This is a genomic window from Azospirillum sp. BE72 (assembly GCF_031455875.1).
Taxonomy (GTDB): Bacteria; Pseudomonadota; Alphaproteobacteria; order Azospirillales; family Azospirillaceae; genus Azospirillum.
The window spans coordinates 1-20618 of sequence record NZ_JAVDTO010000013.1; the positions used below are offsets into that span (position 1 = coordinate 1).

The following is a 20618-nucleotide window of genomic DNA, read 5'->3' on the forward strand; positions in this document are numbered from 1 at the left end:
GTGGTCGTGTTGCCGGCCGTGCCGAGGAACACCAGATCCGCGCCGGCGCCGCCGGCGATGGTCTCGAGCAGCGAGGCCGTGACGGTGTTGCCGCCGGCGCCCAGCGTGATGACGTCGGTGCCGGTCTGGCCCGTCAGCGTCTCGACCGCGTTGACCAGCAGGGTGCTGCCGGTGGTGGCGATGGTGACGACGTCGCTGCCCGCGCCGCCGGTCAGCGTCTCGATCCCGCCGACCAGAACGGTGTTGCCGGCCGAGCCGATGGTGACCACGTCGGTGCCGGTCAGGCCGATGATCGTCTCGACCGCGAGGATCGAGAGCGTGCTGCCCGTGGTGCCGAGGCCGATGACGTCGCTGAAGGACGAACCGATCACCGTCTCAAGCCGGGAGGTGGCAATGGTGCCGCCGGTCGTGCCGAGGGTGATGACATCGGTGCCGGTGCCGCCGGCGATCGTCTCGAGCGCCGAGACCAGCAGGGTGTTGCCCAGGTTGCCGAGCGTGATGACGTCGGTGCCGGTCTGGCCGAACAGCGTCTCGACCGCGGTAACCGCCAGAGTGCTGCCCGCCGTGCCCAGCGTGACCACATCGCTGCCGGTCTGGCCGAACAGCGTCTCGATCCCGCCCACCAGAACGGTGTTGCCGGCCGAGCCGATGGTGACCACGTCGGTGCCGGTGCCGCCGGTGATCGTCTCGAACGCCGAAACCAGCAGGGTGTTGCCCGCGGTGCCCAGAATGACGGCGTCGGTGCCCACAGCGCCGGTCAGCGTCTCGAGAGCCGAAGCGAGCAGGGTGTTGCCGCCGGAGGCCAGCGTGATGACATCGGTGCCCGTGTCGCCGGTGATCGTCTCAAGCAGGGACACCAGCATCGTCGAGCCAGCCGTGCCGATCGAGATCACGTCGGTGCCGGCGGCACCGGTGATCGTCTCGAGCAGGGACACCAGCATCGTCGAGCCCGAGGTGCCGATCGAGATCACGTCGGTGCCGGTGGCACCGGTGATCGTCTCGAGCAGGGACACCAGCATCGTCGAGCCCGAGGTGGTCAGCGACACCACGTCCGTCGAGGTGCTGCCCACCAGGGTTTCCAGCAGAGAAACCTGCAGGGTCGAACCGGCAGTCAGGGTGATGAATTCGGTGCCAGTGGTACCGATCAGAGTTTCCAGCGTCGAGATCGACAGCGTGTTACCGGCGGTCTGAAGCGTGATGACGTCCGTACCAGCGCTACCGATGATCGTTGAAAATGTACCTAGTGTTAGAGTTGAACCCGTCGTTACGGTATAAGTTCCAGCCATACTAGTCCCCTTCAGGTTTGGTTCGCCGGCGGATGAACCATCTTTAAGGCGCGCGTCACGCTCGGCTGAAGGCAGGCAGAGTCAGTCCTAGCGCGAGCTAACACACCGTGCCCTTGTTATCCGAAGGAATGGACCCAAAGCAACGCGTTTCTACCGAAGTGGGTAGAGCGAAACTCCTGGGCGGACGGGCACTCCCACGAGGGTCGTATCCGGCTCTCGCGCAATGCCCAACAAGTGCCTGGAAATTCTACCGAAATAGCCGGTATGGCCAATCCGCAACAGGCAGGATTGAAGTTGGTGGTACCTACAGTCCCCCCGCATCCGCCGTCGGCGCATTCGGGGAGCGAGGGCTTTCCACTCGACTCGCACCGCCTCCGGCGAGCATTCGTGCAGCTTTTATAGCCATCGTCATTTCAGCCTGAACCGCCTGGCTTAAGCCTGCGCAGTCATGATCGTTACAATTTCATAACACGGACAGTATTACCGTCGCCGTCCCTGCATGGATGCCTGTGCGGCCAGGATCGCACTTGGAGAATTCGGGAACACCCGCTATTCCGTTCCGGCGGCCGCAATGGCAGGCCGCAGGGCCGACGCCGTGGAACCGACACCATAAAATCTACAGGGACGACCAGATCAAGCATGGCGACCATCCAGGAGGCACTTGCCGCGGCGGTGCGGCACCACCAAAGCGGCCAGATCTCCGCAGCCGCCCGGATCTATCGCCGCATCATCGAGATCGCGCCCGACCAGACCGACGCCTTGCATCTGATGGGGCTCGTCGTCCGGCGCGCGGGCCAAGCCGGCGCCGCAATGCGCCTGCTGAGCCGCGCGCTGCGCCTCGACCCCGCCATGGCCGAACCGCGGCTCAACCTGGGCAACATGCTGCGCGACCACGGGCACGGCGCGGCAGCGGCCGCCTACCGCAGCGCCATCGCCCTGCGGCCGGAACTGACCGTCGCCTATGAAAGCCTGGGCGCGCTGCACCGTGGGCAGGGACGCTCCGCCGAGGCCGAACGCGCCTACCGCCGCGCCATCCGCCTCACCCCCATGGCGGCGGAAGGCCACAACGGACTGGCCAACGTCCTGCAGGAACGCGACGGGCTGGACGGCGCCATCGCCTCCTATCGCCGCGGGTTGGCCATCGAACCCGCCCACACCGCCGCCTGCAACAACATGGGCATCGCATTGCGCGGGCTGCACCGGCCGGTCGAGGCGATGGCCTGCCACCGGCGCGCCGTGGCGCTCGACCCGCATTTCGCCGCCGGCCAGACCAGCCTCGGCCTCGCCCTGCAGGAACAGGGACACCTGGAAGAGGCGGCGCGCGCCCATGCCCGTGCCGTCGCCATCGATCCGGCCTTCGCTGGTGGCCATGCCAACCATGGCAACGCCCGGCTGAACCAGAACCGGCTGGACGAGGCGGTCGCCGGCTTCCGCCGCGCCGTCGCCATCGACCCGGCCGGGCCGGACGCCCGCCGCAACCTGGGCATGGCCCTGCTGGTCGCCGGCCGCTTCGAGGAAGGCTGGCGCGAATATGAATGGCGGCTGCGCTGCAAGGACGCTCCCACCCACGCCGCCATGCCCAAGCCGCGCTGGATGGGCGAGCCGCTGGACGGCCGCCGCATCCTGCTGCATGGCGAACAGGGGCTGGGCGACGCCCTGCAGTTCTGCCGCTACGTCCCCCTGGTCGCGGCGCGCGGCGGCCGGGTGATCCTGGGCCTGCCGGCACCGCTGAAGCGGGTGATGGCCGGGCTGCCCGGCGTGGAGCGCTTCGTCAGCGGCCAGCTTCCCACCGACGCCTTCGACCTGCATTTGCCGATGCTGAGCCTGGGCGAGGTGTTCGGGACACAGATGGACACCATCCCGCACCGCGTTCCCTACCTGACGGCTGAGCCCGATCTGGTTGCACGCTGGGGCGAGCGGCTGAAGGGCCTGCGCGGTTTGAAGGTCGGCATCGTCTGGGCCGGATCGCCGACCCACGGCAACGACAGGAACCGCTCCATCGGGCTGGCCCCCTTCGCCCGGCTGGCGGCCATCCCCGGCGTCAGCCTGGTCTCCATCCAGAAGGGACCGACCGAAGGGCAGGCGGCGAACCCGCCCGGCGGCTTCCCGCTGCTTAACCTGTCGCCCGACATCAGGGACTTCGCCGACACCGCCGCCATCATGGCCGGCCTCGACCTGGTGGTCTGCGTCGACACCTCCGTCGCCCATCTCGCCGGTGCCCTCGGCGTCCCGGTCTGGGTGATGGTGCCCTTCGCCCCCGACTGGCGCTGGATGCTCGACCGCGAGGACAGCCCCTGGTATCCCACCATGCGCCTGTTCCGCCAGGACCGGCCCGGCTCCTGGGACAACGCCTTGGACCGCCTGGAACGCGCCTTGCGCGGGAACGCCGCCCAATCCACCCACACCCGAACAGGACCATCCGACATGCCGATCCTGGCGCCCGTTTCCTGGGGCGAACTGCTGGACAAGATCACCATCCTCGACATCAAGGCGGAGCGCATCGCCGACGCCGACAAGCTGGCCAACGTCCGGCGTGAGCGCGAGGCGCTGGTCGCCGTGGCGGCGCAGGCCAACACTGCGCGGCCGGAGGTCGCGGCGCTGATCGACGATCTGCGCGCGGTCAACACCACCCTGTGGATGGTCGAGGACGAGATTCGCGACTGCGAGCGCGCCAAGGATTTCGGCCCGCGCTTCGTCGAGCTGGCCCGGCAGGTCTACCACACCAACGACCGCCGCGCGGCGCTGAAGCGCGACCTCAACCGGCTGCTCGGCTCCGAGCTGGTCGAGGAAAAATCCTACCAGGCCTATTGAGGCCGGACAGCCCTCATCCCCTCCAACCGAAGGGTCCTGCTCCATGACCGCCGAAACCGCAACCGGGACCGCCGGCCTCCCGACCGACCGAAGCGCCCCGGAGCATCGTGCCCTGGAACGGCGTCTGTCGCAGGTTCTGGAGCTGTGCCGGTCCGGCCGGCCGGAGGAGGCGGAGGGACCCTACGGCGAGCTGTGCGGCACGCCGCCGGGCGATGCGGCCGGTCTGCTGTCGCTGACCGAAGCCGCCCGCATCCTTGGCCGGCCGACCGACGCCGTGGCCTGGGCGCAAGCCGCGGTGCGGGCGCAGCCGGACGGAGCCGAGGGCTGGAGCGTGCTGGCGATCGCGCTCGTCGCCGCCGGCCGCGCCGACGAAGGGTTCGCGGCGGCTGCCGAGGCGCTGCGCCGGACAGGAACCGGAACAGCCAATGCCCACGCGGCGGTCCAGGCCCATCGCGCCCAGGCGCTCGCCCGGCTGCGCCGCGGGCAGTTGGCCGAGGCGGCGGCAACCTGCGACGAGGCGCTGCGCCTTGCCGGCGCCGCAGCGCAAGCCCCCCTGGCGTTGCGTCAGGCTCAGGCCGAGACGCTGGGCACCCTGGCGCTGGTCCGCATGCTGGAGGGCCGGGCCGAGGAGGCCGAGGCGCTGTTCCGCCGGGCGCTCTCCCACCGTCCGCTGCTGCCGGAGATCCTGGGCAACCATGCCTCGCTGCTGGCCCGGCTGGGCCGCGACGAGGAGGCGCTGGAACAGGCCGAACAGGCGGTGGCGCTGCGCCCGCGGCTGGCCGGGACCCTGCACCTGATCGGCACCCTGCACCACCGCGCCGGCCAGCCGGAATCCGCCATCGCCGCCTTCCACCGGGTGCTGGCGGCCGATCCCGGCCATCTCGACACCCGGCTGCGGCTGGCCGACAGCCTGCGCGTCGCCGGGCATTGGCAGGAGGCGGCCACCGTCTGCCGCGACGGGCTGACGCGCATCGCCAACCCGGACGATCCCACCCGGACGCCGCTGCTGGCCAATCTGGGTGCCGCCTTGCAGACCGGCGGCGACGCCGCGGGCGCGCTGGAGGCCTACCGCGAGGCTCTGCGTCTCTCTCCCGACCTGCCGGAAGTCCACAACAACCTCGCCCGCCTGCACCAGGAAACCGGCAACCCCGACGCCGCCATCGAGGAGTTGCGCCGCGCCACCGCCGGCCGGCCGGCCAACCAGCCGCTGCCCCTTCCGCTGCGCCGCGCCCTGCTGTCGCTGCTGATCGCCGCCGGCCGCACCGCCGAGGCGGAGGCCGAGGCCTTCGGCATCGCCCGCACCGCACCGGAGGACGCGGAGCTGTGCTTCGGCATCGCAGCCCTGTTCCTGCAGGGCGGCTGGCGCGATCAGGCCCTGCCCTATGTGCGCAAGGCGATCCGCCTCGCCCCCGATGTGCCGCGCAACTGGATCGCCTTCGTCGAGGCGCTGCGCGACGCCACGCCCCCGGAGCCTGATGACGGTTTGCGCGCCGACCTGCTGGCCGCGCTCGGCAGGCCGGAGGTGGAGGGGAGCGGGCTGGCGCGGGCCATCGCCGGCGTTCTGATGGCATTGCCCACCCTGCGCCATCTCGCCGCCCTGCCGGAGGATGCCTGCCCTGGGCTGGACGATGCCAGCCGGGCGCTGCTGGCCGACGGGTCTCTCGCCGGACTGGCGGAGGATGCGCTGCTGCTGGCCCATCTGCGCGCCGCCCCGGTCTGCGATCCCGCACTGGAGCGCGCGTTGACCCGGCTGCGCCGGGTGCTGCTGCTGGCGCTCACCGGCCCCGGACTGCCCGACCGGCCGGCCTGGCGCGCCCTGTGCGCCGCCATCGCCGAGCAGTGCTTCCTCAACGAATATGTCTTCGCCGAGACCGACGGCGAGTTCCAGGTGCTGGCGGTTCTGGTCCGCGCGGCGGAAGCGGCGCTGGACCGCGACGACCCGCCGCCGACGGTGCTGGTCGCCCTGCTCGGCGCCTACCGGCCGCTCTACCGCTGGGAGCGGGCGGGCGCCCTGCGGTCCCTGTCCTGGCCCGAGGAGATCGCCCGGCTGCTGGACCGGCAGGTCGCCGAACCGTTGGCGGAGGCGGCGATCCAGGCGGAACTGCCGGCGCTGACGCCCATCAGCAACCCGGTGTCGGTCGGCGTGCGCGCCCAGTATGAAGAGAATCCCTATCCGCGCTGGATGTCCACCGGCCTGCTGCCGGCGCCGGTGTCTCTGCCCCGTTTCCTGCACGCCCTGTTCCCGCATGCCGCCCTGCCCGCTTCCCCCGCCTGGGACGCGCCGGGCTGGGAGGCGCCGGAGGTTCTGGTCGCCGGCTGCGGCACCGGGCGCGAGGCGGTGTGGGCCGCCTCCACCCTGAAGAACGCGAAGGTGCTGGCAGTCGACCTCAGCCGCCGCAGCCTAGCCTACGCCACACGGCAGAGCCGGAGCCTGGGCCTGAACAATGTCGAGTTCGCCCAGGCCGACCTGCTGGAGCTGGGAGCGCTGGGCCGCCGCTTCGACGTGATCCACAGCGTCGGCGTGCTGCACCACATGGAGGATCCGATGGCGGGCCTGCGCGTTCTACGCGGGCTGCTGCGCCCGCATGGCGTGATGGAGGTGGGGTTCTACAGCGCCGCCGCCCGCCGACCGATCCTGGCCGCCCGCGCCTTCATCGCCGAGCGTGGCCACCCGCCGACCCTGGACGGCATCCGCCGCGTCCGCCACGACATCCTGGCCCTGCCGGACGGCCATCCGGCGCGCGCCGTCGTCCAGTCCCCGGACTTCTACGGCACCAGCGCCTGCCGCGACCTGCTGATGCATGTCCACGAGCTGCACGTCACCCTGCCCTGGCTGGCGGATGCGCTCGCCGCGTTGGACCTGGAGTTCCTGGGCTTCCGGCTGGCCGACCCCGCCGTGGCCGCTCTCTACCGCAAGCGCTTCCCCGAGGATCCGGCGATGACCTCGCTCGCCCGCTGGGACCGGCTGGAGGCCGAGCATCCGATGATCTTCGGCGGGCTGTACCAGGCCTGGGTGCGGGCGCGGTGACAAGGAAGGGGGCCGGGGAAGAGGGCCGGTTGACCCTGCCGGTTTCCGGGTGATATCGCTTCGCCGCCCAGAATAGGCGCGACGGAAAAGGACGTTATGGAACAGCTCGCGAAAGACAGGGTCTCGGTCTGCATCCCGACCCGCAACCGTCCGGGCCTGCTGCGCGAGCTGCTGGACACGGTCTTCGCCCAGACCTACGGCAATTACGAAGTCATCATCACCGACAATTCGGACAATGACGAGACGCGCGATCTCGTCGCCGGCCGCTATGCCGATCCGCGCGTCCGTTATTACAAGAACGAGACCAACCTGGGGATGGACGGCAACACGCGCCGTGCCTTCAGCTTCATCACCGGCGAGTTCTTCACCTTCACCGCCGACGACGATTTCTGGGATGCCGACAACCTGCGCCGCAAGGTCGATTTCCTGCGCCGGGTGCCGGAGGTCAACGCCTGCTTCTCCAACGCCCACCACATCCTGATGGACGGGCGCCCGCACCCGCAGCCCTTCCACAGCACGCTGCGGCCGGGAATGGAGGCGGTGATCGACGGCTATTACCTGAACCCGGTGTCGCTGCACGCTCCGCCGTCGCCGCCGTTGTTCGTCAACACCCTGACCGGCCTCTACCGCACCGTCCAGTTCCTGGCGCCGATGGTGGAATCCTGGGAATGCGGGTCGGAGGAATACGCCCACTGGTATCTCGGCCTGTCGGGCCAGAGGCTGGGCTATCTGTTCGATCCCCTCATCACCATCCGCGACGGCGAGCACAATTGGGAAATCCAGACCGGCAACGGCGCGGTGACCAACTACCGCAAGTCGCCGGAAACCCGCGCCGCCCAGTTGAACCGCATCTACGCCACGTTGCGCGCCAAGCGCGGGGCGGAGCTGACGAAGGTCGACCAGCGGGTGGAACTGGCGGTCTTCACCTTCCTGGTTGAGCAGATCGGGCAGGCGGCGGTCCAGTATATCGGCAATTTCCCGCTGATCACGGTGGCCGACTTCAACGCCTACCTGCAGGAGCGCAGCCGGCGTCGGACGGGGCAGGCATGAGCGCCGGTTCCGCCCCGCTGGTCAGTATCCTGATCCCGGCCTTCAACCGGGAACGCGAGATCGAGGAGACGGTCCGCTCCGCACTGGCCCAGACGGTGCGCGACATAGAGGTGGTGGTGGTGGACAACGCCAGCACAGACGGCACCTGGGCGATCTGCGAAAGGCTGGCGGCGGAGGACGGGCGCCTGCGCCTGTTCCGCAACGACGCCAACATCGGCCCGGTCAACAACTGGCGCCGCTGCGTCGCCGAGGCGCGGGCGCCCGTTTCCAAGATCCTGTTCTCCGACGACCGGCTGGAGCCGGCCTATCTGGAGCGCACCCTGCCCCGCCTGCAGGGACGGGTCGCCTTCGTCTTCACCCCGGCCAGGCTGATGGACGAGGCGGGGGCGCCGCACGACACCATCCACCAGTATTTCGTCGACACCTTCCCGGCCGACACCTTCGTCTTCGAATACCTGTCGAACTTCGGCGGCCTGCCGGTGTCGCCCTGCGCCGCCCTGTTCCGCACCGCCGATTTGCGCGACGGCATCGTCAGCGATCTCGGCCCCGGCCCGGGGGGAAGTTCGGCCGCGGATTTCGAGGCGCATGGCGCCGGCCCCGACTGCCTGATCTACCTGATCGCCGCCAGCCGCTATCCCTATGTCGCCTATGTCGGCGAGCCGCTGGTCAGCTTCCGGCGCGGCGGCATCACCTCCGACCTCGTCGCCAGCGGGCGCTTCTTCGCCTGCTACCACCATGCGCTGATGTGGTTCATGAAGTCGCCGATGGCCCCGTCCCCCGCCCGGCTGGCCGCCGCCGCCCTGTGGCGGCAGGAGGTGCGGGTCGCCCGCCGCGTCATTCCCTATGAGGACCACCTGCGCGCCTACGGGGTGGAACCGGTCCGTTGACCGGGTCCGTTTGCAAAGCGATGCCGGGCCACTCATTGTTTGATGGCCCGCTGTTTGACAGCCAGCTGTCAGGCGGCGAAAGTTCGGTCGGCCCTGTCGCATCGGCCGCTCTTTTGCCGAAGTCTGAAGAAAATCTCTCAGGTCACAGGGTCTCTGAATGATGGAAGCGTCAAGCCGCATCGGTCTCAGAATAACGACATACAACCGCGCTTCCTATTTAAATGACTTCTTCGCCCGGAATGAAGCTATCCTTTCATCGCCGAACGTCAACGTTCGCGTGTTCGACAACCATTCCACCGACGAGACCGAAAATATCGTTTGGAATCAGGTTTATAAGAGGAGCAATCTTTCCTATTACCGGTGGCCCGAGAATGTCGGATTCGACCGCAGCCTCGCCCTGGCAATTGAAAAGGAAGATTCGTCCAGCGATTACCTTTGGTGGTGCGCGGACGATGACATCATCGCGCACGATGCTCTGGATATGGTTCAGAAGATCATCCGGGAAATCAATCCGGACGTGATCTTCATCAATTATTCCGCATACAATGTTCTGGAAAGCGGAGTTCTGGAACTCATCGCGCAGCCACAGTACAAAGTCGCATGCAATGGACCCTATGGGACCATGTCCAATCTCGCGAACTTCTTCCGGTCCATTCTTCCAGTCGTTCCGTCCTTTGGATGCTTCGTCATCAAAAGATCCTTGGTCGATTTCATTGACACCAAATCTCATATCGGAACGCATCACGCATATATCGGGTTCGTCCTCAATGCGCTCGCGAGAAAGGCACGCGAGGTGAGCCCTGCCCGTATCGGGGTCACCCACGACCCTCTTTTCTATATCAATAAAAACGAGGGCACGAAGACCTGGAGCGGCAAGAACGATCACGTCATCGCCGGGGTCCGTCGACTCCTTTCCGAGTTCTATCCTGAATACAATGAAGCCGTTAGAGAAGTCTGGCCAGAATACGAAAAATTTTACTTCAACTATGCCTTCGGAGACCGGAGAGAATTCCTGGAAGAACTTCGATCAGCCGAGCGGTTCTTTTTTGAATAAATATCTATTGGAGTTTGAGAAATGGTCCTGGAAAATAATTCAGAAATTCATCGGATTAAGTTTGCAATATTTATAAATAGTCACACCGATCTTTTCAAGAAGAATTTGAGATACATGAACCTGTCTTTATACGACATCATCGTTGTCTCTCCAATTTCTTATGAAGAACTGAAGGAAATCCTTCAACTCAATTTTCATCACATTCACGTTCCGCCGGGGCAGGATTTCGACAGGAATTTCCTGTCTCTTTGTGAGTTTGCAAAAGACATGGAGGATAACAGTTGGATCGTCCCGCTCGCCGATGACGATATCATCCTTAACTTTCAGACCGTCAACGGAGAGCGTCTTAGCGATTTCTCAGAAGAACTAAGAAAATCCGAGAAAAGGGGATCGCGCTTTGTTCTGTTCGAGCATGCCGAATACTTTACAGATGGCCTAGAAAAAAATATGGTTATGAGAGAAAGCGCTCAATTTCTTCAGAGAGACCGAGAGGTTATTAGAATAAATTCCATGAAATCACCATACTTGATAGCTTTTCCTAGATTTTGCGGCATCGCCTATCAGGCAAAGCTGCTCAAAACTCTTGAGATTGCCAACTTTGTTGGAACGTTGCATGCCTATGCAGCCCCCATGTATCTTGGTGTCATGAATGATCTTTGGGGAGAGTTCATACCATCTCCACGATTTGCATATTATGCCCCTGAGGATAAATCGTGGTCATGGACTAATAGAACTAGGATTTATCTCGGAGTAATGCACTTTGCTAGCCTATCCATCTCTCTTGGATACGATGAAAAAGCCTTTTCAGGCTGGCCGCAGCGATTCCATATCTTATTGAACTCGCAACATAGATAGATATTGCAATTTTTTATTTATACATCAAAGTAATATCTCTCCTTTTCAACTTCATTGCGAAGGAACTCAATCGATGAACTGTGATTGAAATAACCTCTTTTATAGGAGGGCCACAGCTTTATAACCTGATTCCTGTACACATCTGGGAGCAGAGCCATGAGGCGTCGGATGCCGGCAAGAACCTGCCCATTTTGGCCGGTCCAGGTTTTCCCACTGTCTCCCAAGAAGAATCCAAATGGAGTGTTTGGATCGTCAACATAGAGGATCCTCGGCTTGACGCCTGATGCTCCACCAGAAGCTGCTATTTCAGCCAAAGCTCCTGCATATGCATGATAGGTTCCGTCATACTTCAGAAACATCTCCTGAGTCAGGATATCGTTCCTTACAATTATTCCGCAAAAAGCTGGAACAACAGGCCATGAACTCATTAGATAGGAAGGCGCATCCTCGAATACCGTTGCCGTCCTTCCTTTTTTGCATTCTTCTTTTTTATAAAAAACAACTTTCAATTCTTTTCTATAAAAATTTTCAACACTGTACTGGATGAAATCGGGCAAAGCTATATTAATAACATTGACGATATCGGTCAGACCATCAACATTAAAATAATCGTCATCAGCAAGCCAGATGGAATATTTCCCAAGATCTTTTGAATAATATCCCACCTTGGCCATGGCACGATCGAACCCCTCGTTCTTTCCGGAACGATGGTAGAAAACATTTTTATATTTCTCTATGAAATGACTGCAAACCTCTATGGTTTCATGGGAAGAACCGTTGTCGAATATATGCACGCGAAATGGAAGATCATAAGAGAGAAGATGCGAGATGATACCCTTCAGGAAGCGATGCCTGTTGTAAGTCGTTACGACAAACGATATATCTTCCACGCTTACAGGACGCATTTTATCTTCCGTAAAATCATCGAACAACGCTGACATTGAAGACTCGGGCCATCTCCGATTTTCCTTCCCGAACGGCAATCCACCCCTTACCGATGCCCCCTATACCGCCCGCGCCGCGATGTCCTGCTGGATGCGTTCCCAGATGCCGGTGAAGATGCGATCCCAGGAATGCTGTTCCAGCACTTGCCGGACGACGCCGGCGCTGCGCCGCTCATACTCCTCCTGCGGCATCGCCAGGGCGCCGGCGATGATGGCGCGGTTGGCTTCGGCGTCCTGGGTCAGCTCGATGGCATAGGGGGAGCGGAAGCCGCTTTCCGGCGTGACCATCGGCACCAGACCGCGGGCGCAGTTTTCCAGGATGGCGGTGGCCTGGGCGTCGCGCGAACTGGCGTGGATGTAGAAGGCACAGTTGTCCTTGATGAAGCGGTCCTGCTGGGCCGACGTGTTGTCGACCCAGCCGAGCGAGACGAACTCGTGACCGTTCAGGCGGACGCGCTGGTAGGGGTGGGGGCGCAGCGCGCTACTGCCGGCATGCAGGACGGCCCCGGTGCCGGCGACGCTGTTCAGCAGCAGGTCGAAGCCCTTGTGCGGGGCGAGGTCGCTCATGTGCAGCAGGCCGCGCATGCTGGCTTGCGAATAGCTGCGCGGCGGGGAGAAGCGGTGGCCTTCGCAGCCCATGTCGATGCGGACGATGCGGTCCTTGACCCGGCCCAGCATGTCGTCGGCCGGCAGGGCCTGGATGCGCTCGTACCAATAATCGCCGCAGATGCCGAAGATCAGCCGGGCCGCCTGGAGCTGGCTGTCCATGAAGGGGCTCCAGCTCTTGTGCTCCTCCACCGGTTCGGGCAGCAGCGGCAGCATCAGATAGGTATTGGGGTGGGCGGGCTGGCCGGGTTCCAGCGCGTTGTCGCGCACCCAGTCGTCGGCAAGGCCGCCGACGGAATCGAAGCTGGTGTGGCCCAGCAGGATGTCCGCCGGATTCCGCGTGACGCGCGAGGCGTTGAAGCTGTCGAGATGCACGTCGGTGAAGCGGCCGAGCACGCGGCGCGCATGCTTGCAGATCTCCGCGTTGTTCGCCTCGTACTTCTCGTAAGAGTCCCGACGGAAGACGTAGGGCGTCCAGAAGAAATGCAGCATGCGGTCCTCGAACCATCCATGAATGGGGAGCGGGACGGGGGCCGGCGACGGCTCCCCGCAATCCCCTCGCCTTTGCCTCTTACCCCTGCCCCTCAGCCTTGTGCGGCGATCCAGGCCAGCATGTCGGACACGCCGCGCCGCGCGTCGACCTTCGGCTCCCAGCCCAGCAGGCGCTGGGCCTTGGCGATGTCGGCGACGAAGATGCGCTGGTCGCTGATGCGCGGCGGCAGCCGTTCGAACCGCATCTCCACCCCGTGCAGGTCCTCCAGCAGGCGGAACAGCTCCAGCAGGGACAGGCTGTTGGCCATGCCGCCACCGATGTTGAACGCTTGGCCCGCCACCGCGTCGGCCCGTTCCACCGCGCTGAAATAGAGGGTCTTCATGTCCTCGGCATGCAACACGTCGCGAACCTGCTTGCCGGTGCCGCTGATGGTGAAGGGCTCCTTCAGCAGGCCGCGCCCGGCCTGGACGGCCAGACCGCAGAACCAGCCGACCCAGCCCTGGTCGGCGGTGGCGTATTGCCGGCCGCCATACATGGAGGAGTGGCGGAACACCACGGTGCGCAGCCCGAACACCCGGTGGTGGTCCAGCATCATCTGGTCGGCCGAGCCCTTCGAGGTGCCGTAGGGCGAATGGAAGTCGAGCGGAGCCGTCTCGTCGAAACCGTTGGGGAAGGCCGGGGCGACGTAGCGGGTTTCCGTCTCCTCGTAGGGCGTCCACTCCAGGTCGCCGTAGACCTTGTTGGTGGAGCTGTAGAGCACGAGGGCTTCCGGCGCAGAACGGCGCACGGCGTCCAGCAGGTTGAAGCTGCCCAGCGCATTGATCTCGAAATCCAGCCGCGGATCGGTCAGCGAGGTGGTCATCGCCACCTGTCCCGCCAGATGGAAGATCACGTCCGGACGCACCTCCTCCACCGCGCGCTGCACGTCGTTGGGGTTGCGGATGTCACCGTGGCGGAACTCGAACACGCCCTGGCCGCGCAGCCAGTCCAGGTTCAACGTGCTGCCCCGGCGGGATAGGTTGTCGAAGACGCACAGCTGCTCGCCGCGCTCCAGAACAGCGGCGGCGAGGTTGCTGCCGAGGAAGCCGCAGCCTCCGGTGATCAGGTAGCGCACGGGGAAACTCCGGAGTTCGGGGAGCCGGGAAACGGAAGACCGGTGATGGAAACGCACATTGCCCGCCGGGCCTCAGCCGGTCGTCCGTCCCCGGACGAAGCTGCGGACGATGTCCAGCATATAGTCGATGTGGGCGGCGGTCAGGCCGGGATAGACGCCGATCCACAGGGTGCGGGCGGTGACGATGTCGCTGTTGGGCAGTTCGCCGACGACGCGGTGCGGACGGCCCTTCATGTAGGGCTGGCGCAGCAGGTTGCCTCCGAACAGCTGGCGGGTGCCGATGCGGGCGCGGTTCAGTTCGCGCGTCAGCTCGTCGCGGCTGAAGGGGGCGTCGGCCGCCACCGTGATGGGGAAGCCGAACCAGGAGGGATCGCTGTTCGGCGTCGCTTCCGGCAGGATCAGCACATCGGCCAGCTCGGCCATCCCGGCCTTCAGCCGGGCGAAGTTCGCCTTGCGCGCCTCGATGAAGCCCTCCAGCCGGTCCATCTGGCCCAGCCCGACCGCGGCCTGCATGTCGGTGATCTTCAGGTTGTAGCCGAGATGGGAGTAAATGTACTTGTGATCGTAGCCGTGCGGCAGGTCGCCGAGCTGCCAGTTGAAGCGCTGTTTGCAGGTGTTGTCCTGGCCCGGCGCGCACCAGCAGTCGCGGCCCCAGTCGCGGAAGGATTCGAGCGAGCGCTTCAGCTTGGCATTGTCGGTGAAGACCGCCCCGCCCTCGCCCATCGTGATGTGGTGGGCCGGGTAGAAGCTGAGGGTGCCGATGTCGCCGAAGCTGCCGACCAGCTTGCCGTCATAGCGGGCGCCCAGCGCGTCGCAGCAGTCCTCGACCACCCACAGCCCGTGCTTTTCCGCGACGCGGGTGACGGCGGCGAGGTCGAAGGGGTTGCCCAGCGTGTGGGCCAGCATGATGCCGCGGGTGCGCGGGGTCACCGCCTCTTCCAGCAGCCGCATGTCCATGTTGTAGGTCGGGATGTCGACGTCCAGGAAGACCGGGACCATCCCGTTCTGCAGGATCGGGTTCACCGTGGTGGGGAAGCCGGTGGCGCAGGTGATGATCTCGTCGCCCGGCTTCAGCGCGCGGTCGCCCAGCAGCGGCGAGGTCAGCGCGGTCAGCGCCAGCAGGTTGGCGGACGAGCCGGAATTGACCGTCAGCACATTGCGGGCGCCGAGGAAGGCGCCGAGGCGCTTCTCGAAGGCATCGTTGAAGCGGCCGGTGGTCAGCCAGAAATCGAGCGCGGAGTCCACCAGCAGCGACATCTCCTCGCCGCCATAGACCTTGCCGCTGACCGGAACCGGCGAGCGTTCCGGCTCGAAGGGCTGGTCGGCATGGGCGACCTCCGCATATTCGGCCACCAGATCGAGGATCCGGCGGCGCAGATCCGCCCGGCGATCCGCGGAACCGGCCGGCGACGAGGAGGAGGCCGGCGAGGAGGGGGAGGAGGTCATGACGGGCTCACGGAAACGATGATGCGGAAAGCCATCGGCCGCCTCAGGCGGCCGGACGGGCTTGGTTATACGCAAGAAGTTGGGCGGACATAAGGGCCGGGATGTCTTCGCCCCGGCCATAGGCGCGATACCACTCGACGGTGCGGGCCAGCGTCTCCGCCAAGTCCCAACGCGGCGCCCAGCCCAGCCGCTGCCGCGCCTTGGTGCAGTCGAGCGCCAGGAAACGGTTCTCGTGCGGGCCGGCGGGGCCGCTGTTGTCGATCCAGGCTGCGCCGTCGCCCCACAGTGTGGCCAGCCGGTCGGCGACCCAGTGGACCGGGCGGGCGCTGCCCTCGGCCGGGCCGAAGTTCCAGCCCTCGGCATGGGTCGCCGGCTCGCTCCAGGCGGCCTCCGCCAGCATCAGATAGCCGCTCAGCGGATCCAGCACATGCTGCCAGGGCCGGGTGGAATGACGGTTGCGCACCACCGCCGGACGGCCGTCCAGGAAGGCGCGGATCAGGTCGGGGACCAGCCGGTCCTCCGCCCAGTCGCCGCCGCCGACGACGTTGCCGGCGCGCCCCGACACCAGGGCAACCGGGCTTTCCCCCGGCGGGAAGAAGGACTGGCGGAAGGTGGCGGTCACCAGCTCCGCGCAGCCCTTGCTGTTGCTGTAGGGGTCGCGGCCGCCCATCGGCTCGTTCTCGCGGTAACCCCAGAGCCACTCGCGGTTCTCGTAGCACTTGTCGCTGGTGACGTTGACCACGACGCGCACGCTGTCGACCCGCCGCACCGCGTCGAGCAGATGCACCGTGCCCATGACGTTGGTGGCGTAGGTCTCCACCGGATCGCGGTAGGACCGCAGAACCAGCGGCTGCGCCGCCATGTGGATGACGATGTCGGGGTTGGCGGCGGACAGCGCCGCCTCCAGCCGTTCGCGGTCGCGGATGTCGGCGATCTCGCTGCGGTGCAGCCGGTCGCGCAGGCCCGCCGCCTCGAACAGGCTGGGGCTGGTCGGCGGCTCCAGCGCATATCCGGTGACGCGCGCCCCCATGGCGGAGAGCCAGAAGCCGAGCCAGCTTCCCTTGAAGCCGGTGTGGCCGGTCAGGAAGACCGACTTGCCGGACCAGAACGACGCGTTCGCAGTCATTGGGAGGGTCACCAGCTCTTCCAGGGCGGGTTGCCGGCAGCCCATAGATCCTCCAGCAGGCGCTTGTCGCGGATGGTGTCCATGCACTGCCAGAAGCCGTCATGCTTCCAGGCATGAAGCTGGCCGTCCTCGACGAGGCCGCGCAGGGGCTCCTGCTCCCACATAGTATCGTCGCCGTCGATGTAGCGGCCGACCGTCGGCGACAGCACGAAGAAGCCGCCATTGATGCGGGCGCCGTCGCCGGGCAGCTTTTCCTGGAAGGCGGCGATGCGGTCGCCGTCCAACTCGACCACACCGTAGCGGCCGGGCGGATGCACAACGGTCATGGTGGCGGCGCGGCCGTGCGCCTTGTGGAAGGCGACGGAAGCGGAGATGTCGATGTCGCCGACGCCGTCGCCGTAGGTGAGGCAGAAGGCCTCCTCCCCCTCCAGATAGGGCAGCACCCGCTTGATGCGCCCGCCGGTCAGGGTGGTCTCGCCGGTCTCGACCAGGGTGATGCGCCAGGGCTCGGCCAGACGGCGGTGAACCTCGACCGTGTTCGTCCGCAAGTCGATGGTCACATCCGAATTGTGAAGCGAATAGCTGGAGAAATATTCCTTGATCGCATAGCCCTTGTAGCCCAGGCAAATGACGAAGTCATTGATGCCATGCGAGGAATAGATCTTCATGATGTGCCAGAGGATCGGCTTGCCCCCGATCTCCACCATCGGCTTGGGCCGCAGGTCCGTTTCCTCCGAGAGCCGCGTTCCAAGGCCGCCGGCAAGTATTACAGCTTTCATTCCCTGCAGCTCTTCCAGTTCAGGAGTGGACCAGGGCAGACTATTAATCAATTTATGAAAAAACGGTCAAGCACAGGCGCTCGGAAGCGCCCGTGGAATCCAAATGTCACGGCGGAGAGTTGCCTCACCGCCACCAATCGTGATCGTCGGTGATCTCAGGATCGGGGATGTGGATGTCGCTGCCCGGCGGCAGGGCGATGAGGTTGACGGCGCCAACCCCCTCGAAGACGTCGGTGGGGTTGCCGGCGAAATTGCCGGGATGGAACAGGCGCGCCGTGTGCCACCAGACCCGGTAGCCCATCGACCGGATCAGCCCGATCAGGGCGGGCGAGCGGTCGCGCCGGTCGTTCTCCACATACAGCACCGGCCGGTGGCGCGCGATCAGCCCGGATGCTCCGCGCAGCACCTCAGCCTCCATGCCCTCCACGTCGGCCTTGAGCAGGTGGCAGGAGGGCAGGTCGAAGCTGTCCAGCGTCACCAAGGGGACCGGCTCGCCATGTTCCCAGCCGCCGAGACCAAGGGCGCCGAAGTTGTTGGAGCGGCTCGGATCGAGCACCGGCACCCGGATGGAGCCGGCCTCGCTTCCCACCGCCATGCGCCGAGTGCGTACATTGGTGACGCCGTTCAGGGCAAGGTTGGCGGACAGGAGGTTGAACAGCATCTCCTGCGGTTCGAAGGCGATGACGGAGCCGGACGGCCCGACCATGCGGGCCAGCGGCAGGGTCTGGGCGCCGATGTTGGCCCCGACCTCGACCGCCACGTTGCCCGGACGCAGGACCGAGCGGAACACCGCCACCTCATGCTCGGCATATTCGCCGTAGAGATCGAGCGAGCGGCCGACATACTGGTCGTTGCGGTTGTAGACCATCAATCCGTGGCGGCAAGGCCGCATGCGGTTGAATCCACCCTCCAAATCCACCGGTCCGTCGATCATCCGCTTCTTTCCCGTCCTGCCCGATCCGGGCCGCCCAGCTTGCGGCTGCAGCCTATTGCACTTGCTGTAATCCAAAGCCGGAACCGGAAGCCACGACTTTCCGCCCGCGCGACCCATCATCGCAATTCGGATCGGGCACTCCGGCATCGGCATTTCACCATGGCACCGGGCCGGGCGAGACGCTACACCTAGGCCCCCGTCGCCACCTTCGGCAGTCCCTTCGGGAGAGCAGCCCCATGTGCGGTTTCGCCGGCTTCGCCGGACCCGGCGGCGAGCGCGACCTCGCCGTCATGACCAGCATCATCCGCCACCGCGGTCCCGACGACGACGGCGTCCACATCGACACCAGCGGCGCCTTGCCAGTGCATCTGGGCTTCCGCCGCCTCGCCATCATCGACATCGAGGGCGGCCACCAACCGATGGCGACGGCCGAGGGCGACCTCGTCATCGTCTACAACGGCGAGATCTACAACGCGCCCGAGCTGCGCCGCGCGCTGGAGCAGGCCGGCCACCGGTTCGTCACCGACCATTCCGACACCGAGGTGCTGCTGCACGGCTACCGGGAATGGGGCCTGGACATGCTGGAGCGGCTGAACGGCATGTTCGCCTTCTGCCTCTACGACCGCCGCCGCGGCCAATTGGTGTTCGGGCGCGACCGTTTCGGCAAGAAGCCGCTGTTCTATGCCGAGACGCCGGACGGGCTGGTCTTCGCGTCGGAGGCCACGGCGGTGCTGTCGCACCCGTCGGTGCCGGACACGCTGGACCGCACGGCGCTCGTCAAATATTTCGCCTACGGCTTCATCCCGGCACCGCTGACCGCCCACGCCGCGGTGCGCAAGCTGCCGGGCGGCTGCAGCATGGTCTACGACCTGACCAGCCGGCGGCTGTCGGTCAGCCGCTACTGGGAATACCGGATGGTGGTGGACGACCAGCCGCCGGGTGGTCCCGACCAGTGGGCCGAGGAGCTGCGCGAGCTGCTGGACCGCGCGGTGGAACGCCGGATGCTGAGCGACGTGCCGGTCGGCTTCTTCCTGTCCGGCGGCATCGACAGCGCCGCCATCGTGGCGCTCGCAGCCCGGCACCGCGACCCGGCGTCGATGAAGACCTTCACCATCGGCTTCGACGAGCCGAGCTTCGACGAGAGCGGCTATGCGGCCGACGCCGCGCGCCATTACGGCACCGACCATGCCTGCCGCACGCTGAACCTCGACACCGCGGCGGGGATGCTGCCGGAGCTGCTCGGCCGGCTGGACGACCCCATCGCCGATCCCTCCATCCTGCCGACACACCTGCTGTCGCGCTTCGCCCGCGAACGGGTGACGGTGGCGTTGACCGGCGACGGCGGCGACGAGCTGTTCGCCGGCTACGACACCTTCGACGCGCTGCGCACGGCGCGGCTCTACCATCATGCCGTTCCCCGCCCGCTGCACCGGCTGGCGGAGGCGGTGGCCCACCGGCTGCCGCGGTCGGACCGCAACATGAGCTTCGACTTCAAGCTGCGCCGGGCATTGCGCGGGCTGGGGCACCGGCCGGCGCACTGGATGCCGGCCTGGCTGGGTCCGGCGTCGGTGGAGGAGGTGTCGCGGCTGTTCGGCACCGACCTGACCGCCGACGAGCTGTATGACGAGGCCGACGCCCTATGGCGGTCGGGCGCCAGCCGGCACGACGTCGACCGCTCCATCGAGTTCTACGGCCGCTTCTATCTGGGCGAGAACCTTCTCATCAAGGCCGACCGCGCCAGCATGTTCTGTTCGCTGGAGACGCGCTCGCCCTTCCTCGACCGCGACCTCGTCGCCTTCGTCAGCCGCCTGCCGGCCTCGGTGAAGCTGCAGCCGAACGGCATTCGCGGTGGCACCCGCAAATGGATCCTGAAGAAAGCGATGGCCCCGCTGCTGCCGCCGGCGATCCTGTCGCGGCCCAAGAAGGGCTTCGGCATCCCGCTTAGCCGCTGGCTGCGCCACCTGCCCCAACCGCCGCTGGAGACCGCGGCGCGCATCGGGGTGGACGGCAAGTGGCTGGCGGCGCGCTGGGACGAGCATCGCAGCGGGCAGGCCGACCACCGCGGCCTGCTGTGGGCCTGGACCGCGCTCGCCACCGCGCTGGACCGCCCGGCCCAGCCCCCGGCCCCGACCCCGGCCCCGATGGAAAACGCCGCATGAGCTTAGACAGTCTGGATCGCCCGTTCCCCCAAACGCGCGGGGGAGC

General features: G+C 65.7%; 15 protein-coding genes. 7 read left to right on the forward strand and 8 right to left on the reverse strand.

The window, feature by feature from the left end:
* The coding region (locus J2Y49_RS23945; protein WP_409017899.1) for a beta strand repeat-containing protein at positions 1–1286 on the reverse strand (1286 nt) is incomplete at its 3' end.
* Between the two features lie 639 nt (positions 1287–1925).
* Here J2Y49_RS23945 and J2Y49_RS23950 point away from each other — a divergent pair.
* From J2Y49_RS23950 to J2Y49_RS23975, 6 genes are all read left to right on the forward strand, one after another.
* Positions 1926–4097 (forward strand): tetratricopeptide repeat protein, encoded by a 2172-nt coding sequence (locus J2Y49_RS23950; protein WP_310117485.1) that lies wholly within the window; start codon positions 1926–1928, stop codon positions 4095–4097.
* Between the two features lie 43 nt (positions 4098–4140).
* Positions 4141–7125: a tetratricopeptide repeat protein gene (locus J2Y49_RS23955; RefSeq protein WP_310117486.1), complete on the forward strand. Its 2985-nt coding sequence runs from the start codon at positions 4141–4143 to the stop codon at positions 7123–7125.
* A 96-nt stretch (positions 7126–7221) separates the two neighbouring features.
* Positions 7222–8175, forward strand: a complete 954-nt coding sequence (locus tag J2Y49_RS23960; RefSeq protein ID WP_310117487.1) for a glycosyltransferase family 2 protein — start codon at positions 7222–7224, stop codon at positions 8173–8175.
* The gene (locus J2Y49_RS23965) at positions 8172–9062 is read left to right on the forward strand and encodes a glycosyltransferase family 2 protein (RefSeq protein ID WP_310117488.1); all 891 of its coding nucleotides are present in this window, start codon (positions 8172–8174) and stop codon (positions 9060–9062) included. Before J2Y49_RS23960 ends, J2Y49_RS23965 begins: the two co-directional genes overlap by 4 nt.
* Positions 9063–9219: 157 nt before the next feature.
* Complete coding sequence (locus J2Y49_RS23970) at positions 9220–10116, forward strand: glycosyltransferase (RefSeq protein ID WP_310117489.1); 897 nt, start codon at positions 9220–9222, stop codon at positions 10114–10116.
* A 21-nt stretch (positions 10117–10137) separates the two neighbouring features.
* Entirely contained in the window at positions 10138–10971 is an 834-nt protein-coding gene (locus J2Y49_RS23975) for a hypothetical protein (protein WP_310117490.1), read from the forward strand.
* Between the two features lie 17 nt (positions 10972–10988).
* Here the strand turns inward: J2Y49_RS23975 and J2Y49_RS23980 are convergent, their stop codons facing one another.
* From J2Y49_RS23980 to J2Y49_RS24010, 7 genes are all read right to left on the reverse strand, one after another.
* On the reverse strand, positions 10989–11912 hold the full coding sequence (locus J2Y49_RS23980) for a glycosyltransferase (RefSeq protein WP_310117492.1): 924 nt from the start codon (positions 11910–11912) through the stop codon (positions 10989–10991).
* Positions 11913–11975: 63 nt separating this feature from the next.
* Positions 11976–13013, reverse strand: a complete 1038-nt coding sequence (locus J2Y49_RS23985; RefSeq protein ID WP_310117493.1) for a hypothetical protein — start codon at positions 13011–13013, stop codon at positions 11976–11978.
* A gap of 92 nt (positions 13014–13105) precedes the next feature.
* Positions 13106–14128 carry a GDP-mannose 4,6-dehydratase gene (locus tag J2Y49_RS23990; RefSeq protein ID WP_310117494.1) on the reverse strand — a complete coding sequence of 341 codons (1023 nt, stop codon included), beginning with the start codon at positions 14126–14128 and terminating at the stop codon, positions 13106–13108.
* A 72-nt stretch (positions 14129–14200) separates the two neighbouring features.
* Positions 14201–15574, reverse strand: a complete 1374-nt coding sequence (gene rfbH, locus J2Y49_RS23995) for a lipopolysaccharide biosynthesis protein RfbH (protein WP_310117495.1) — start codon at positions 15572–15574, stop codon at positions 14201–14203.
* Positions 15575–15617: 43 nt separating this feature from the next.
* Entirely contained in the window at positions 15618–16700 is a 1083-nt protein-coding gene (gene rfbG / locus J2Y49_RS24000; protein ID WP_310117496.1) for a CDP-glucose 4,6-dehydratase, read from the reverse strand.
* An 8-nt stretch (positions 16701–16708) separates the two neighbouring features.
* Complete coding sequence (gene rfbF / locus J2Y49_RS24005) at positions 16709–17479, reverse strand: glucose-1-phosphate cytidylyltransferase (protein WP_310117497.1); 771 nt, start codon at positions 17477–17479, stop codon at positions 16709–16711.
* A gap of 124 nt (positions 17480–17603) precedes the next feature.
* A complete protein-coding gene (locus tag J2Y49_RS24010; RefSeq protein WP_310117498.1) occupies positions 17604–18413 on the reverse strand; it encodes an FkbM family methyltransferase in 810 nt (269 codons plus the stop codon).
* A 236-nt stretch (positions 18414–18649) separates the two neighbouring features.
* On the opposite strand from J2Y49_RS24010, the gene asnB reads away from it, so the two are divergent.
* The gene (gene asnB, locus J2Y49_RS24015; protein WP_310117499.1) at positions 18650–20572 is read left to right on the forward strand and encodes an asparagine synthase (glutamine-hydrolyzing); all 1923 of its coding nucleotides are present in this window, start codon (positions 18650–18652) and stop codon (positions 20570–20572) included.
* Positions 20573–20618 lie beyond the last annotated feature (46 nt).

Bases quoted from the DNA above. Each gene is read 5' to 3' on its own strand.
- J2Y49_RS23950 (WP_310117485.1), top strand. From the start codon at position 1,926: ATGGCGACCATCCAGGAGGCACTTGCCGCGGCGGTGCGGCACCACCAA.
- J2Y49_RS23955 (WP_310117486.1), top strand. From the start codon at position 4,141: ATGACCGCCGAAACCGCAACCGGGACCGCCGGCCTCCCGACCGACCGA.
- J2Y49_RS23960 (WP_310117487.1), top strand. From the start codon at position 7,222: ATGGAACAGCTCGCGAAAGACAGGGTCTCGGTCTGCATCCCGACCCGC.
- J2Y49_RS23965 (WP_310117488.1), top strand. From the start codon at position 8,172: ATGAGCGCCGGTTCCGCCCCGCTGGTCAGTATCCTGATCCCGGCCTTC.
- J2Y49_RS23970 (WP_310117489.1), top strand. From the start codon at position 9,220: ATGATGGAAGCGTCAAGCCGCATCGGTCTCAGAATAACGACATACAAC.
- J2Y49_RS23975 (WP_310117490.1), top strand. From the start codon at position 10,138: ATGGTCCTGGAAAATAATTCAGAAATTCATCGGATTAAGTTTGCAATA.
- J2Y49_RS23980 (WP_310117492.1), bottom strand. From the start codon at position 11,912: ATGTCAGCGTTGTTCGATGATTTTACGGAAGATAAAATGCGTCCTGTA.
- J2Y49_RS23985 (WP_310117493.1), bottom strand. From the start codon at position 13,013: ATGCTGCATTTCTTCTGGACGCCCTACGTCTTCCGTCGGGACTCTTAC.
- rfbH (WP_310117495.1), bottom strand. From the start codon at position 15,574: ATGACCTCCTCCCCCTCCTCGCCGGCCTCCTCCTCGTCGCCGGCCGGT.
- rfbG (WP_310117496.1), bottom strand. From the start codon at position 16,700: ATGACTGCGAACGCGTCGTTCTGGTCCGGCAAGTCGGTCTTCCTGACC.
- rfbF (WP_310117497.1), bottom strand. From the start codon at position 17,479: ATGAAAGCTGTAATACTTGCCGGCGGCCTTGGAACGCGGCTCTCGGAG.
- J2Y49_RS24010 (WP_310117498.1), bottom strand. From the start codon at position 18,413: ATGATCGACGGACCGGTGGATTTGGAGGGTGGATTCAACCGCATGCGG.
- asnB (WP_310117499.1), top strand. From the start codon at position 18,650: ATGTGCGGTTTCGCCGGCTTCGCCGGACCCGGCGGCGAGCGCGACCTC.